The sequence below is a fragment of the Frankia sp. Mgl5 genome (assembly GCF_023242985.1).
Lineage (GTDB): Bacteria > Actinomycetota > Actinomycetes > Frankiales > Frankiaceae > Parafrankia > Parafrankia soli.
In genome coordinates this window covers 71,066-86,532 of the sequence record NZ_JALKFY010000828.1, presented here as the reverse complement: position 1 = coordinate 86,532, position 15,467 = coordinate 71,066, and the positions used below count along the sequence as shown (strand labels likewise).

Sequence of the window (15,467 nt, the reverse complement as noted above, 5' to 3'; positions counted from 1 at the left end):
CCCCCGCCCGCCCCCCCCCCCCCCCCCCCCCGCGGGGGCCCCCCCCCCCCCGGGGCTCGGGGTCAGGGCCGGCGGGTCGGCAGGATCGGAGCCGGCAGGTCGGTCGTCCCCATCAGGTGCCGGTCGACGGCGGCGGCCGCCGAGCGCCCCTCCGCGATGGCCCAGACGATCAGGGACTGGCCACGGCCCATGTCACCGGCCACGAACACGCCGGGCACCGACGTCGACCAACCAAGATCGCGGGCGACGTTGCCGCGGGCGTCCAGGTCGACGCCGAGCTGCTCGAGCAGGCCGGGGCGCTCCGGGCCGACGAAGCCCATCGCCAGCAGCACCAGGTCGCACGGCAGCTCGGTCTCGCTGCCCTCGATCTTCTGGAAGCGCCCGTCGACCATCTGGACCTCGTGCATGAGCAGGGCCCGCACGTTGCCCTCGTCATCGCCGACGAAGCGCTCGGTGGAGACGGCGAAGACCCGCTCGCCGCCCTCCTCGTGCGCACTGGACACCCGGTAGACGATCGGGAAGGACGGCCACGGGTTCGCCGGCGGCCGGGAGGCGGGCGGCCGCGGCATGATCTCGAGCTGGTGGACGGACAGGGCGCCCTGCCGGTGCGAGGTGCCCAGGCAGTCCGCCCCGGTGTCGCCACCGCCGATGATCACGACCCGCTTGCCGGCAGCGGAGATCGTCGTCTCGGCCAGGTCCCCCTGCTGCACCCGGTTCGCCGGGACCAGGAACTCCATGGCCAGGTGGATGCCCCGCAGCTCCCGCCCGGGGACGGGAAGGTCACGCCCCACCGTCGACCCGCCGGCCAGGACGACCGCGTCGTAGGACGAGCGCAACTCGTCGGCGGTGATGTCGACGCCCACGTTGCACGAGGTGACGAACGACGTCCCCTCGGCCTCCATCTGGGCCAGACGGTTGTCGAGGACCCGCTTCTCCATCTTGAACTCGGGGATGCCGTAGCGGAGCAGGCCGCCGGCGCGGTCGGCCCGCTCGTAGACGACCACCTCGTGGCCGGCCCGGGTGAGCTGCTGGGCGGCGGCGAGGCCGGCCGGGCCCGAGCCGACGACCGCGACACGACGGCCCGTGCGCACCGACGGCGGCACCGGCACGACCGACCCGTCCGAGATGGCACGGTCGATGATGGTGACCTCGATCTGCTTGATGGTCACCGGGTCGTCCCCGATGCCCAGCACGCAGGCCGCCTCGCACGGCGCGGGGCACAGCCGCCCGGTGAACTCCGGGAAGTTGTTCGTCGCGTGCAGCCGTTCGATCGCCTCGGACCAGTCCGAGCGGCGGGCGAGGTCGTTCCACTCGGGAATGATGTTCCCGAGCGGGCAGCCCTCGTGGCAGAACGGGATGCCGCAGTCCATGCACCGGCCCGCCTGGTCACGCAGCGCCGGCTCCGGGAACGACTCGTACACCTCGCGCCAGTCGGTGATGCGCACGTCCACCGGTCGGCGCGTGGGCAGCTCCCGGCGGTGCTTGAGAAAGCCGGTCGGGTCAGCCATGCCGCTCCTGTCGGTTCCATGAGGCCGCTGTGACGTGTCCGCCCCGCGTGCCCCGCTGATGGTTCGGGGACGCCGGCATCGCGTTCCCGGCCGTGATGTCGGTCGACGTTCGTTCGTTCGGTCGTTGGGTCAGTCGACGCCCGCTCGGTCGACGTCCGGTCGGGCTGGCGCGTCATTCGGTCTGGCACGTCGTACGGTCTGGCACGTCGTACGCTCTGGCGGTCGATCTGCAACGGTGCGGAGAATCGTCCTCCGAAAACCGCGCTCGCGCGAAGGATCGCCGCGAGGTGGGCTGCCGCGCCGGTCAGACGCGCGCGGCGGCCATGATCGCATCCTCCACCGACAGGCCCTGCTCCTCGGCGCTCCGCATCGCCGCCAGTACCCGCTTGTAGTCCTTCGGCATGACCTTGACGAAGTCCTCCTGGGCGCCGGCCCAGTTGGCGATCAACCGGGACGCGATGGCCGAACCGGTCTCCCGGTAGTGCTTCTCGACGATGCCGCGCAGCGCGGACCGGTCGTCGTCGTCGAGCGGATCGACGTCCACCATCTCGGTGTTGATGCGCTGGCTGACCGGCTTGTACAGGTAGGCCACGCCGCCACTCATGCCGGCCGCGAAGTTGCGCCCGATCGGCCCGAGAACCACCACCGTACCGCCGGTCATGTACTCGCAGCCGTGGTCGCCGACCCCCTCGACGACCGCGGTGGCTCCGGAGTTGCGCACGCAGAACCGCTCGCCGACGATGCCGCGGAAGAACGCCTCGCCGGCGGTCGCGCCGTAGAGCAGCACGTTGCCCGCGACGGTGTTCTCCTCGGCGCGCAGCGGCGACTCCTTCGGCGGGAAGACGATGATCCGCCCGCCGGACAGCCCCTTGCCGGTGTAGTCGTTGACGTCGCCCTCGAGGGTGAGGGTCATCCCGCGCGGCACGAACGCCCCGAAGCTCTGCCCGGCGGAGCCGGTGAACCGCAGCGAGATCGTGTCGTCGGGCAGGCCGGCGGCCCCGTACCGCTTCGTCACCTCGTAGCCGAGCATGGTCCCGACCGTCCGGTTGACGTTGCGGATCGGCATCTCCAGCCAGACCGGACGGCCGTCCTCGATCGCGCCCTCGCAGAGCTGGATCAGGGAGTTGTCCAGGGCCTTGTCGAGCCCGTGGTCCTGGCTGGCGGTGCAGTGCAGCGAGCCGCCGAACGGCCGCTCCGGGGTGTGCAGCAGCGGGGTGATGTCGAGCCCGGAGGCCTTCCAGTGGTCGATGGCGGCGCGGGCGTCGAGCAGGTCGACCCGCCCCACCGCCTCGGCGATGCTGCGCAGCCCGAGAGCGGCCAGGTGCTCCCGGACCTCCTCGGCGATGAAGGTGAAGAACGCCTCGACGAACTCCGGCCGGCCGGTGAAACGCGCGCGCAGCTCCGGGTTCTGCGTCGCCACGCCGACGGGGCAGGTGTCGAGGTGGCAGACGCGCATCATCACGCAGCCCGCGACGACGAGCGGCGCCGTGGCGAAACCGAACTCCTCGGCGCCGAGGAGCGCGCCGACGACGACGTCCCGCCCGGTCTTCATCTGGCCGTCGACCTGGACGACGATCCGGTCCCGCAGGCCGTTGAGCAGCAGCGTCTGCTGGGTCTCGGCGAGCCCGAGTTCCCAGGGGGCGCCGGCGTGCTTGAGCGAGGTCAGCGGGGAGGCGCCGGTGCCGCCGTCGTGGCCGGAGATGAGCACGACGTCGGCGTGCGCCTTGGAGACTCCCGCGGCCACCGTCCCGACGCCGACCTCGGCGACGAGCTTGACGTGCACCCGGGCCTTCGGGTTGGCGTTCTTCAGGTCGTGGATGAGCTGGGCGAGGTCCTCGATCGAGTAGATGTCGTGGTGCGGCGGCGGCGAGATCAGACCCACGCCCGGCGTGGAGTGCCGGGTCTTCGCGATCCACGGGTACACCTTGTGCCCGGGCAGCTGGCCGCCCTCCCCCGGCTTCGCGCCCTGCGCCATCTTGATCTGGATGTCGTCCGCGTTCGCCAGGTACTCGCTGGTCACGCCGAACCGGCCGCTCGCGACCTGCTTGACCGCCGAGCGGCGCAGGTCGCCGTTCTCGTCGGGGACGAAGCGGCGCGCGTCCTCGCCGCCCTCACCGGTGTTCGACTTCCCGCCCAGGCGGTTCATCGCGATCGCCAGCGTCTCGTGCGCCTCGGCGCTGATCGAGCCGTACGACATGGCGCCGGTCGCGAACCGCTTCACGATCTCCGACACCGGCTCGACCTGGTCGATCGGGATCGGCGCCCGCCCGCGGGTACGCAGCTCGAACAGCCCGCGCAGCGTCGCGTTCTCCCGGGAGAGGCCGTCGACCTTCGCGGTGTACTGACGGAACAGGTCGTACTGACGGCTGCGGGTGGAGTGCTGGAGCAGGAAGACCGTCTCCGGGTTGAACAGGTGCAGCTCGCCCTCGCGCCGCCACTGGTACTCGCCGCCGACCTCGAGGGTGCGGTGCGCCAGCTCGGACGGGACGGCCGGGTAGGCGCGCCGGTGGCGGGCCGCGACCTCCTCGGCGATGACGTCGATACCGACGCCGTCCAGCCGGCTCGGGGTGCCGACGAAGTACTGGTCGACGAGCTCCTGGGCGAGCCCGATCGCCTCGAAGACCTGGGCACCGGTGTAGCTCGCCACCGTCGAGATGCCCATCTTGGACATTACCTTGAGCAGACCCTTGCCGAGGCCCTTGATCAGGTTCTTCTCGGCCTGCTCGCGCTCGATGCCGTTGAGCTCGCCGCGGGCGAGCAGGTCGTCGATCGACTCGAACGCCAGGTACGGGTTGACCGCCGCCGCGCCGTACCCGGTGAGCAGGGCGATGTGGTGGACCTCGCGGGCGTCGCCGCACTCGACGATCAGGCCGACCTTCGTCCGGGTCTTCTCCCGGATCAGGTGGTGGTGGACGGCGGCCGTCAGCAGCAGCGACGGGATCGGCGCCTTGCGCTCATCGGAGTCGCGGTCCGAGAGGACCACAATGCGGGCACCGTCAGCGATCGCCTCGCTGACGCCGGAACAGATCTCCGCCAGCCGTGCGGCCAGCGCCGCCCCGCCGCCGGCGACGTCGTAGAGACCACGCACGGTCACCGAGGCGAACCCGGGCATGTCACCGTCGTCGTTGATGCCGATGATCCGCGCCAGCTGGGTGTTACTGATCACCGGGAACGGCAGGTGCACCATGCGCGCCGACGCAGGGGACGGCGCGAGCAGGTTCCCCTCCGGGCCCAGCGTGCGCCCGAGGCTGGTGACCAGCTCCTCCCGGATGGCGTCCAGCGGCGGGTTCGTGACCTGCGCGAACAGCTGGGTGAAGTAGTCGAACAGCAGCCGCGGCCGGCTGGAGAGCACCGCTACCGGGGTGTCGGTGCCCATCGACCCGATCGGCTCGGCCCCGGTACGGGCCATCGGGCCGATGATGATCCGCAGCTCCTCCTGGGAGTAGCCGAACACCTGCTGGCGGCGCATGACGGACGAGTGCCCGTACAGGACGTGCTCGCGCTCGGGCAGGTCGTCGAGGGAGATCAGCCCGGCGTGCAGCCACTCCTCGTACGGAGCGGCGGAGGCCAGCTCGGACTTGATCTCGTCGTCGCTGACGATCCGACCCTGCGCGGTGTCGACGAGGAACATCCGGCCCGGCTGCAGGCGCCCCTTGCGCACCACCCGGTGCGGCGGGATGTCGAGCACGCCGACCTCGGAGGCCATCACGACCAGGCCGTCGTCGGTCACCCAGTACCGGGACGGACGCAGGCCGTTGCGGTCGAGCACCGCGCCGATGACCGTGCCGTCGGTGAACGCGATGGACGCCGGCCCGTCCCAGGGCTCCATGAGCGCGGAGTGGAAGCGGTAGAAGGCCCGGCGGGCCGCGTCCATCTCCTCGTGGTTCTCCCACGCCTCGGGGATCATCATCAGCACCGCGTGCGGCAGCGACCGGCCGCCGAGGTGCAGCAGCTCCAGCACCTCGTCGAAGCTGGCCGAGTCGCTGGCGCCGTCCGCGCAGATCGGGAACAGCCGGGACAGGTCGCCGGGGATGAGGTCGCTGGCGAGCAGCGCCTCCCGCGCCCGCATCCAGTTGCGGTTGCCGCGCACCGTGTTGATCTCGCCGTTGTGGGCGATCAGCCGGTACGGGTGGGCCAGCGGCCAACTCGGGAACGTGTTCGTCGAGAACCGGCTGTGGACCAGCGCGATGGCGCTGGCGAACCGCGGGTCGTCGAGGTCCGGGAAGTAGGCGGAAAGCTGATGGGTGGTCAGCATGCCCTTGTAGACGATGGTCCGCGACGACAGCGAGGGCATGTACACGCCGGTCTCCCGGCGCACCCGCTTGCGCACGCAGAACGCGCGGCGCTCGAGCTCCATGGCGTCGAAGCCGTCGGGCCCGGTCGCGGTCGAGGGCGCGGACGGATCGGTGGCGAGGACCGCCGCGCCTACGCCGTCAGCGGCCCCGGCAGCACCGGCGATCTCGGCGCCGTCGGCCGTGACGGGCGCGACGCGCGGCCGCGTCGGCGTGCCGGGCAGCGCGAGGAAGACCTGCCGCATCCACGGCTCGACCTCACGGGCGGCGTGGCCGACGATGTGGCTGACGGTCGGCACCTCCCGCCACCCCAGGACACGCAGGCCCTCCTGGCGGACGATCCGGCTGATGGTCCGGACGGCGTCGTCGCGCTCGCCGGCGACCTGCGGCAGGAACACGGTGCCCACCGCGTACCGACCGGGCGCGGGCAGCGCGAACTCGACGACGTCACGGAAGAAGACGTCCGGGACCTGGACGAGGATGCCCGCGCCGTCACCGGTGTCGGGATCGCTGCCCGACGCGCCCCGGTGATCGAGGTTGCGCAGCACGGTCAGACCCTGATCGACCAGCTCATGACTGCGCCGGCCGTGCACATCGACGACGAAGCCGACGCCACAGGCGTCGTGTTCGAAGGTGGGGTCGTAGAGACCTTGCGCAGTCGGCATCCGGCGGTGTCCTGTCCATCTTCAAGGGCCGATGGGAGCGGACGACGCTGTCCGGAGGGCGGCGCGACGAGATGACGGGCTGGTCGCCAGCTCCACGCCTCTACCGAGTGTGCCATGAGCGCGCCGGATCCGCCGTGATCGCTAATGTCCGCCAGGTCACAGCAAGATGACGGCAGATTTCCTGGACGATCAACGAAGTTCAGGTAAAAGGCGTCGATGACAGAAAATGTCACAGCGAGGCAACATCATTGTCACCGAACGCGTCGCCCGGCGACCCGGCCCGGACGGACAGCCGACCCGGGTGACGACACACTCCCGGTCCGCAGTGTACGGATCTCGTCCGGCTGCCGCTCCGCCCGGCCAAGGAACGGACCTATTCCAGGATCCGGCGGCCGCGAACGTCCCCCGGAGACACCGACGTCCCGGGGACACGGGGCTGTCCTGGTCGGACGGGGGTCCGCCCGAAACGTCAACCCGGTCGCGGGCCCGGCGACCGCGCCAGTGATCCCCGCCGCCGGGTGCGGCGGCCTACCCCGACCGCTGGTCGTGGCCGGACGGCGCCGGCAGGCCGGGCGCGGCTGGCTCGGTGACCGGGTCACCGGCGGTCCCGGTACCGCCGACCAGGCCGCCGGCGGCGCCGACCGCACCGCTGGCACCGCCACTCGGCCCGGCGGGTCCGCCGGGCGCGACCTGGCCGTCGGCTGGCCCCGTGCCGGGAGCCGCCGCGGTGTTACCGCCGGCAGCCACACCGCCGGAATCCGCGGCGGAGCCGAGGGAGGCACCGACCGGGGCGACGGCACTCGTGGCTGCCGTCTCGCCGTCGCCGTCGCTGTCGCCGGTGGCGGTGGCGGTGGCGGCGCCGTCGGTGGCGGGGCTGGTCCAGCCGACGTCCGGGTCGATCGGGCGACGGACCAACGCCAGCGCCAGCAGGGCCAGCAGGAAGACCACGATCGAGACCCAGATGTTGATCCGCAGCCCGAGGACCTTCTCCGCGGTGTCGATCCGCAGGGCCTCGATCCACAGCCTTCCGATGGTGTAGAGCGCCACGTAGAGGAAGAACAGCCGGCCGCGGCCCAGCCGCCAACGCCTGTCGACCAACAGAAGCACCCCGGCGACCGCGAGGTTCCACAGCGACTCGTAGAGGAACGTCGGGTGGTACGTCGTCACACCCGGGATCATCTGGTGAGCCGGGTCGATGCGGACCGCCCAGGGCACGTCCGTCGCACGGCCGTACAGCTCCTGGTTGAACCAGTTACCCCAGCGCCCGATCGCCTGCGAGAGGGCGAGGCCCGGCGCGGCCGCGTCGGCGAACAGGCCGAACGGGACGCGCATCCGGCGGCAGGCGATCCAGGCGCCGAGCGCGCCACCGGAGATCGCGCCCCAGATCGCCAGGCCGCCGTTCCACACCTCGAACACGGCCAGCAGATCGCCGTCCGTACCGAAGTAGGCCTCGGGGCTGCTGACGACGTGGTAGATCCGCGCGCCGACGATCCCGAACGGGACCGCCCAGTACGCCACCTCGCTGGCGATCACCGGATCCGCGCCCCGGGCCCGCAACCGCCGGGCTGTGACGGCGACAGCGACGATGATCCCCAGGACGATCATCAACGCATAGGCGCGCAACGGGACTGGTCCCAGATGCACGACCCCTCGGGAAGGACTGGGTATCGCAGCGAGCACCACGAGCGTCAGGCTATCTCCCCGTACTCAGCCGGCGGCAAGGCCAGCCCGCCTACCGCCGACGGACCCACGCCCGTCCACACCGCCGGATGGCGGCGAACGCCTGCGGATGGCGGCGCCCGCGGACCGCGGCGAGCGCGGGACGACCGGAGGCCGCCTGGTCAGGCGGTGGCCGAACGCACGCCGGCGGCGAGCTCGACCGCCAGCCGCTCGATCGCACCGACGCCGTAGGCACCGTCCCGCGCGTCGGCCGCCAGGGCCCGGACCAGCGCCGAGCCCACGATGACGCCGTCGGCGAAGCCGGCCACCTCGGACGCCTGGGCACCGGTGCTGACGCCGAGGCCAACCGCCACAGGCAGGTCGGTCACCTCCCGGACCCGGGCGACCAGGCCGGCCGCCTTCACACCGACGGCGGCGCGCGCACCGGTGACGCCCATGGTCGACGCCGCGTAGACGAAGCCGCCGCTGTGCGCCGTCACCAGGCGCAGCCGTTCGGTGGTCGAGCTCGGCGCGACCAGGAAGACCGGGTCGAGGCCGTGGGTGGCGCTGGCCGCGAGCCACGGGCCGGCCTCCTCCGGCGGCAGGTCGGGGGTGATCGCCCCGGCCCCGCCGGCGGCAGCCAGGTCGGCGGCGAACGCCTCCATGCCGTACCGCTCCACCGGGTTCCAGTAGGTCATCACCAGGGTGGGGGCCCCGGTCTCGGCGACCGCCTCGACCGTGCGCAGCACGTCTCTGGTGGTCACGCCGCCGCGCAGCGCGGTGTCCGCGGCGTCCTGGATGACCGGGCCGTCCATGGTCGGATCCGAGTAGGGCAGGCCGACCTCGACGACGTCCACGCCCGCCGCGACCATCGCCCGCATCGCCGCGATGCCGCGGTCCACCGTCGGGAACCCCGCGGGGAGATAGCCGACGAGCACCGCCCGCCCGTCCTTGCGCGCGGCCGCGAAGGCCTCGTCGAGCGGGCTCGGCCCGCCGGGCCGGGCGGACCGCTGCCCGGACGGCTCGAGCCGGCTCGGCGCCGGCTGGTCGTTCGCCGGCTGCTCCTGGGCCCGTGCCTGCTGGGCCGACTGGTCGTGCGCCACTTGACTCCGCACCGTGCGTCCGTTCCTCGTCGTTGTCGTCAGGCGGACGGTTCGATGGCCGGGGTTGCGTCCTCGCCCCGGGACTCGGCGCCCGTGTCGTCCGTGTCCAGCAGATCGAACCAGCGGGCGGCCGTGTCGACGTCCTTGTCTCCTCGGCCGGAGCAGTTGACCAGGACGACGGCGTCCGGGCCGAGCTCACGGGCCACCTCGAACGCGCCAGCGAAGGCGTGTGCGCTCTCGATCGCGACGAGGATGCCCTCCGTCCGCGCGACCAGCGCCAGTGCCTCCATCGCGGCGCTGTCGTCGACCACCCGGTAGCTGGCCCGGCCGGTCTCGTGCAGGAGGGCGTGCTCAGGGCCGATGCCCGGGTAGTCGAGCCCGGCCGAGATGGAATGGGAGACCTGGGTCTGGCCGTCCGCGTCCTGGAGGAGGAAGGTCCGCATGCCGTGCAGGACCCCGGGCGCGCCCCCGGCGATCGCCGCGGCGTGGCGGCCCGTCACCACTCCGTCGCCGCCGGCCTCGCAGCCGATCAGGGCGACCTCGGTGTCCGGGATGAAGCGGTGGAAGACGCCCATCGCGTTCGACCCGCCCCCGACACAGGCGACGACGGCGTCGGGCAGGCGGCCGAGCAGGTCGAGCGTCTGCTGACGTGCCTCCACGCCGATGATCCGCTGGAAGTCACGGACCATCATCGGGAACGGGTGCGGGCCCATCACGGACCCGATGCAGTAGTGGGTCGAGTCGACGGTGGCCACCCAGTCGCGCATGGCCTCGTTGATGGCGTCCTTCAGGGTGCGGCTGCCCGACGCGACGGGGACCACCTCGGCACCGAGCAGGCGCATCCGGGCGACGTTGAGCGCCTGCCGGCGAGTGTCCTCCTCGCCCATGTAGACGACGCACTCCAGCCCCAGCAGGGCGCAGGCGGTGGCGGTGGCCACGCCGTGCTGACCGGCTCCGGTCTCGGCGATCACCCGGGTCTTGCCCATCCGCCGGGTGAGGAGGCACTGCCCGAGAACATTGTTGATCTTGTGCGAGCCGGTGTGCGCGAGATCCTCGCGCTTGAGCAGGATGCGCGCGCCACCGATCCGCTCCGTGAGCCGGTCGGCCGAGGTCAGCGGCGTCGGGCGCCCTGCGTAGCTCGCCAACAGGCGGTCGAGCTCATCGACGAAGGCGGGGTCGACCCGGGCGGCCTCGTAGGCCGCGGTGAGCTCGTCGAGCGCCGCGAACAGCGCCTCCGGGACAAACCGCCCGCCGAAACGGCCGTAGTGGCCGGCGGCGTCCGGTACGGCCTGCCAGTTCCCCGCTGCCTGGGCGGCCGACCACGTGCCGACCTCGACCGGGCCGGTCGCGCGGCTCGGGTCGGTGGCACGGCTCGGATCGATGGCGGAGGTCGGGTCGGCGGTGGTGTCGACGGATCGAGCTGTCACGGCCCCGACTGTACCGGCGCCCACCCCCACCGAGGTGACGTGCGGGGCCGGGCCCCGCCCGGAGACGCTCCGAACACAGAGCACCCGTGCGGGCCCGGCCGGCGACCGCTCGGCCGACCGCCTGACACGGCGCCCGAGCGGTCGGTGGGTCAGTGCGCGATACGGGTGGCGGGATGCGTTCCGGCGGTCACGAGATCGGCGACGAACTGGCGCGGGTCGCCGCCGGTCACGGCGGCCTCCCCGACCAGCACCGCGTCGGCCCCGGCACCCGCGTACTGGAGCAGGTCGCGCGGGCCGCGCACGCCGGACTCGGCGACCTTCAGGACCCCCTGCGGGACCATCGGCGCGAGCCGGGCGAAGGTCTCCCTGTCCACCTCGAGGGTGCGCAGGTTGCGGGCGTTGACCCCGACCAGCCGGGCGCCCGCGTCGAGAGCCCGCAGCATCTCGGTCTCGTCGTGCACCTCGACCAGCGCGGTCATGCCCAGCGACTCGACCCGCTCGAGCAGCCCGATCAGCCTCGGCTGATCGAGCGCGGCCACGATCAGCAGGACCATGTCGGCGCCATGCGCCCGCGCCTCGAGGACCTGGTACGGCGAGACCACGAAGTCCTTGCGCAGGACGGGGATGTCGACGGCCACCCGGACGGCGTCCAGATCGGCCAGCGAGCCGCCGAACCGCCGCTGCTCGGTGAGGACGCTGACCGCCGCGGCGCCCGCCTGCTCGTAGAGCGAGGCGAGCGCCGCCGGATCGGCGATCGTCGCGAGCGCACCCCTGGACGGCGAGCGGCGCTTGATCTCCGCGATCACCGAAACCCGCGGTGCGCGCAGCACCGCCAGCGCGTCCCGGGGATCGGGTACACGCTCAACACGTTGTTTCAGAGCTGCCAGGGACGTTTCCCGCTCACGGACGGCCAGATCTGCTCTGACCCCGTCGAGGATCTCCTCGAGAGCGTTCATCGCCCCGCGCTCGTGCCAGTCGCGGCTGCCATGCCGCCGATGGTAGGGCAGTCTCGAGCCCGAGGCCCGTCGCCCCCACCCGCGGCGCCGAGCCGTCACGATTCGTGGTTGTCCACGCATTGGCCATCCGAGTGGCCGCACCTCTGACGTCGACGTCGAGGCCAGACCAACCCGAGAGATCGCGGGAAGAGCGACGGAGCCCCGACCGACGGTAGTGGTGCTCCTGTTGGCCCTGATACCGGACGCACTCGCGTGACCACGGCACGACACCTGGGCAGACACCTCGCGACACGCCCGCGCACCCGACACTTTGACGGTCCGCCACCGACCCGTATCATCGAACACACGTTCGAACACGAGTGGATTCGGGAGGCGCGATGTGGAGTGACGAGCCGAGGCCTCGAGACGCCGCGGACGCGGCACGGAGGTCAGATACGGCCTACCCGCGGGCCCGCCGGGGCGGCTCGGAACGGCTCGTCGCGGCCTGGTCCGCCGCCGCCGTGTGGTCCGCTCGCCGGGTCTCCGGCGACATTCCCACCCCCGCCGGGCCGCCCGTTCCGAGTGCGCCGGAAGGTGGCGCCGACGAGAGGATCGGCCAGAATTCGCGATCATCGTCCCGAGTACGCGGCGCGACGCCGGAGCACCCAGCGCCCGGCCGCCCCGCCACGAGCCCGGGTGGCTCCGCGGCTCCCCGACCCACGGGCCCGGCGGCCACCGGCGCAGCGGGTGCCGCGGACCTCTCGCCGGCGAGTCCCGTGGCCTGCGGATCAGTGGGCGCGGCGCCGCCGCGGCTCACCGCCCCGCCAGGTGCCCAGACCGAGACCGGCGGAGGCGGTCCCGAGGGCCGCGGAGCGCCTGAGGAGCGTGCCGGCGGCACGGGTCGGGCGGGGCTCAGCGGCGCGCCAGACACGCCCGGCCGCCCTCCGCGGCCAGGCCCGGGCACGGCGTCCCGCGTTCCCGTGAACGATCCGGTGACGGAGCATGACCTGCTGATCACGCAGGTTCAGGATCTCGACCGCCGCATCGCGCGGATGGACGAGCTCATCTCCCTGCTCGAGGCGGACATCGAGCGTAATGACCTGACCTTCGCCGCCCTGGCCGGCCAGCGGCTCCGGCTCACGACGGCAGATCCCGAGCAGAAGGTCGACGGCGCTCCCGCCCCCGCGCGGGACGCGTTCCCCGAACGAGAGGAGAAGTCCTGATGGTCAGGTGGGGTCCTGGCCCCGCTCGATGGCGTCCCAGGCGTCAGCGGGTGCGGCTGCGCGGGCCTGGTAGCGGCCGGACATGGCCGGCCAGGTCCCGGCGCGCGCGACGACGACGGCACCCGTGATCGCAAGCACGAGACCACCGAAGGAGGCGAGCCATGGAGCCACGGTGCGGGAAAGATCGAGGATGGTCGGATCCCCGATGGGGACGAGCGCCCTGACCTCGTCGGTCCCCCGCACCGCGGCCATCGGGTCGAGCGCGATCCCGCCGACGATCAGGAAGATCGCGACCCCTGCACCCGCCAGGAGCACGCCCACCAAGGTCCGCCCCACGCGCCTGGTCGCGATGATCGCCAAGGTGGCGGCGAGCCCGAGCAGCGCCAGCGCGGTGGCGGCCGGGGCGAGCGATTCTCCCGACCACTTCACCGGCAGGGGCGCCGCCACGGCCGAGGCCTGCCCGCCCGTGCCGGCCTGAACTTGGGCCGAGACCCAGGTCGCGCTGGCGCTGAACAGGACGACGGCGGATCCGACCAGGCACGCGACCATGGCGAGCGCTCGCTCCCGGCGGGCGCCGGGAGCGGGGCTTCCTGCGGGCGCGGGCAGGTCGGCGGGCGCTGTCATACCGGCGGGCGGAGCGACTCCGCCACCTCGATCGCGCGGAGAACCGCCGCGGCCTTCGTCCGGCTCTCGAGATCCTCGGTGTCGGGAACGGAGTCCGCCACGATCCCGGCGCCGGCCTGCACGTAGGCCATTCCTGAACGGAGGACCGCTGTGCGGATGGCGATCGCGGTGTCGAGGTCACCGCCGAAATCGAGATATCCCACGACCCCGCCGTACAGGCCGCGCCTCGTCGGCTCGAGCTCGTCGATGATCTCCATGGCCCGCACCTTGGGCGCTCCCGACAACGTCCCGGCGGGAAAGGTCGCGGCGAGGACGTCGACCGCGCTGCGCTCGGGCGCCACCTCACCGATCACGGTGGAGACGATGTGCATGATGTGCGAGAACCGCTCGACGGACGCGAACTCGACCACCCGCACCGATCCGGGCACGCAGACCCGCCCGAGATCATTGCGGACCAGGTCGACCAGCATCACGTGCTCGGACCGTTCCTTCGGATCGGCCAGGAGCTGGGCGGCCAGTTCGGCATCGCGCTCGGGGGTCTCGCCCCGCGGCCGGCTGCCCGCGATCGGGTGCAGCAACGCCCGGCGGCCGGTGACCTTGACGTGCGCCTCCGGCGACGAGCCGACCACATCATGATCGGCGAACCGCAGCAGGTACATGTAGGGGCTGGGGTTCGACGCCCGCAGGACCCGGTAGACGTCGAGGGCGTCAGCGGTGGTGGGGCGCTCGAACCGCTGGGAGACCACGATCTGGAAGCACTCCCCCGCCCGGATCTCCTCGATCGACCGCTCGACGGCGGCGTGGAAGCCGCCGGGCGGGGTTGCGGAGGCGAAGTCGCGCACGCCTGTGGACGCCCCGGTCGTGGTCGCCACGGTCGGCTCACTCCACTTGCCGAGATCTGCCGTCATCACCTCGATGCGGTGCACCGCATCGTCGTAGGCGGCGTCCAGCTCCGCCCGCCGCGCGGACGGTCCGCCCGCCGCTCCTGGGCCAGCCGGGTCCGCTGCTTCGGCCGGGTCCCCGGCGCCGGTGAAGATGTTCGCGACGAGCTGGCACGATCCGTCGGTGTGGTCGAGGACGGCGAGGTCGGTCGTCAGGAGCATCCGCAGCTCGGGCATCCCGAGATCGTCGGTTGCCCGGGCGGGCAGCCGCTCGATGCGCCGGACGATGTCGTACGAGAGGTACCCGACCAGGCCGCCCAGCAGCGGCGGAGTGCCACTCGGCCGGGCCGAGCAGAGCTGGCGTTCCACGGCACGCAGGACATCGAGCGGGTCGCCGGCGAGCGGGACACCGGGCGGCGGGGTTCCGTCCGTCCAGGCGGCCTGCCCGTCCCGTTCGGTGAGTGTGGCCGCGGCACGGACGCCGACGAAGGAGTAACGCGACCACACGCCCCCGTGCTCGGCGGACTCGAGCAGAAACGTCCCCGGCCCGCCGGCCAGCTTGCGGTAGACCCCGACCGGTGTCTCGCCGTCGGCGAGCAGGCGGCGGGACACCGCGACGACCGGCTGGCGCGCGGCGAGCTCGTGGAACTCCGCCCGGCTCGGTGTGATCTCGCCGGTGGTCATCGTGGTGCTCCCGTCGTCGGCGCCGGCGCCGCTGCCGGCATGGACATGGGCGTGGAGGTCGGCGGCGGCGTGGGGTTCACGGCCGTGGGCGGCAGGGGCCGGGCGCCACCGACCTGCAGCTCGCGGCCGGTGAAGCAGGTACGCGTGCCGGTGTGGCAGGCCGGGCCCACCTGGTCCACCTGGACCAGCACGGTGTCGCCGTCGCAGTCGAGGGCGACCGACCGCACCCACTGCACGTGCCCGCTGGTGTCGCCCTTGACCCAGTACTCGGCCCGGCTGCGGCTCCAGTAGGTGGCCCGGCCGGTGGTGAGGGTCCGGTGCAACGCCTCGTCGTCCATCCATCCGACCATGAGCACCTCACCCGAGTCGTACTGCTGGGCGACGGCCGGGAACAGTCCGGAGCCGTCCCGCTTGAGCTGCCGCGCGATGGCGGGGTCGAGATCGGAGGCACGTGCGGTCACCCGCC

The 15,467-nt window shown here is 72.6% G+C and carries 10 protein-coding genes; 1 reads left to right on the top strand and 9 read right to left on the bottom strand.

Going from position 1 to position 15,467, the window contains the following annotated elements; all coding sequences use genetic code 11:
- Positions 1-62: 62 nt before the first annotated feature.
- The 6 genes from MXD62_RS34640 to trpC form a co-directional block, all read right to left on the bottom strand.
- The gene (locus MXD62_RS34640; protein ID WP_071065617.1) at positions 63-1,508 is read right to left on the bottom strand and encodes a glutamate synthase subunit beta; all 1,446 of its coding nucleotides are present in this window, start codon (positions 1,506-1,508) and stop codon (positions 63-65) included.
- A 304-nt stretch (positions 1,509-1,812) separates the two neighbouring features.
- Complete coding sequence (gene gltB / locus MXD62_RS34635; RefSeq protein ID WP_248833559.1) at positions 1,813-6,465, bottom strand: glutamate synthase large subunit; 4,653 nt, start codon at positions 6,463-6,465, stop codon at positions 1,813-1,815.
- A 528-nt stretch (positions 6,466-6,993) separates the two neighbouring features.
- Positions 6,994-8,109, bottom strand: coding sequence for a prolipoprotein diacylglyceryl transferase (lgt, locus tag MXD62_RS34630; RefSeq protein ID WP_308301369.1), 1,116 nt, complete (start codon positions 8,107-8,109; stop codon positions 6,994-6,996).
- 197 nt (positions 8,110-8,306) lie between these two features.
- Positions 8,307-9,227, bottom strand: coding sequence for a tryptophan synthase subunit alpha (gene trpA / locus MXD62_RS34625; RefSeq protein WP_248833560.1), 921 nt, complete (start codon positions 9,225-9,227; stop codon positions 8,307-8,309).
- 38 nt (positions 9,228-9,265) lie between these two features.
- A complete protein-coding gene (gene trpB, locus MXD62_RS34620; protein WP_248833557.1) occupies positions 9,266-10,738 on the bottom strand; it encodes a tryptophan synthase subunit beta in 1,473 nt (490 codons plus the stop codon).
- A 65-nt stretch (positions 10,739-10,803) separates the two neighbouring features.
- The gene (gene trpC / locus MXD62_RS34615; RefSeq protein WP_248833556.1) at positions 10,804-11,610 is read right to left on the bottom strand and encodes an indole-3-glycerol phosphate synthase TrpC; all 807 of its coding nucleotides are present in this window, start codon (positions 11,608-11,610) and stop codon (positions 10,804-10,806) included.
- A gap of 971 nt (positions 11,611-12,581) precedes the next feature.
- Between trpC and MXD62_RS34610 the strand changes: the two genes are divergently transcribed.
- On the top strand, positions 12,582-12,812 hold the full coding sequence (locus MXD62_RS34610) for a hypothetical protein (RefSeq protein WP_248833555.1): 231 nt from the start codon (positions 12,582-12,584) through the stop codon (positions 12,810-12,812).
- 3 nt (positions 12,813-12,815) lie between these two features.
- Here MXD62_RS34610 and MXD62_RS34605 read toward each other — a convergent pair whose 3' ends face one another.
- The 3 genes from MXD62_RS34605 to hisI are packed head-to-tail and all read right to left on the bottom strand — an operon-like array spanning position 12,816 to position 15,462.
- Complete coding sequence (locus MXD62_RS34605) at positions 12,816-13,436, bottom strand: Trp biosynthesis-associated membrane protein (protein ID WP_248833554.1); 621 nt, start codon at positions 13,434-13,436, stop codon at positions 12,816-12,818.
- Positions 13,433-15,001, bottom strand: a complete 1,569-nt coding sequence (locus tag MXD62_RS34600; protein WP_248833553.1) for an anthranilate synthase component I — start codon at positions 14,999-15,001, stop codon at positions 13,433-13,435. The genes MXD62_RS34605 and MXD62_RS34600 overlap by 4 nt, the downstream gene beginning before the upstream one ends.
- Positions 14,998-15,462, bottom strand: coding sequence for a phosphoribosyl-AMP cyclohydrolase (gene hisI / locus MXD62_RS34595; protein ID WP_248833552.1), 465 nt, complete (start codon positions 15,460-15,462; stop codon positions 14,998-15,000). The genes MXD62_RS34600 and hisI overlap by 4 nt, the downstream gene beginning before the upstream one ends.
- Positions 15,463-15,467: the final 5 nt, after the last annotated feature.

Bases quoted from the DNA above. Each gene is read 5' to 3' on its own strand.
- MXD62_RS34640 (WP_071065617.1), bottom strand. From the start codon at position 1,508: ATGGCTGACCCGACCGGCTTTCTCAAGCACCGCCGGGAGCTGCCCACG.
- gltB (WP_248833559.1), bottom strand. From the start codon at position 6,465: ATGCCGACTGCGCAAGGTCTCTACGACCCCACCTTCGAACACGACGCC.
- trpC (WP_248833556.1), bottom strand. From the start codon at position 11,610: ATGAACGCTCTCGAGGAGATCCTCGACGGGGTCAGAGCAGATCTGGCC.
- MXD62_RS34605 (WP_248833554.1), bottom strand. From the start codon at position 13,436: ATGACAGCGCCCGCCGACCTGCCCGCGCCCGCAGGAAGCCCCGCTCCC.
- MXD62_RS34600 (WP_248833553.1), bottom strand. From the start codon at position 15,001: ATGACCACCGGCGAGATCACACCGAGCCGGGCGGAGTTCCACGAGCTC.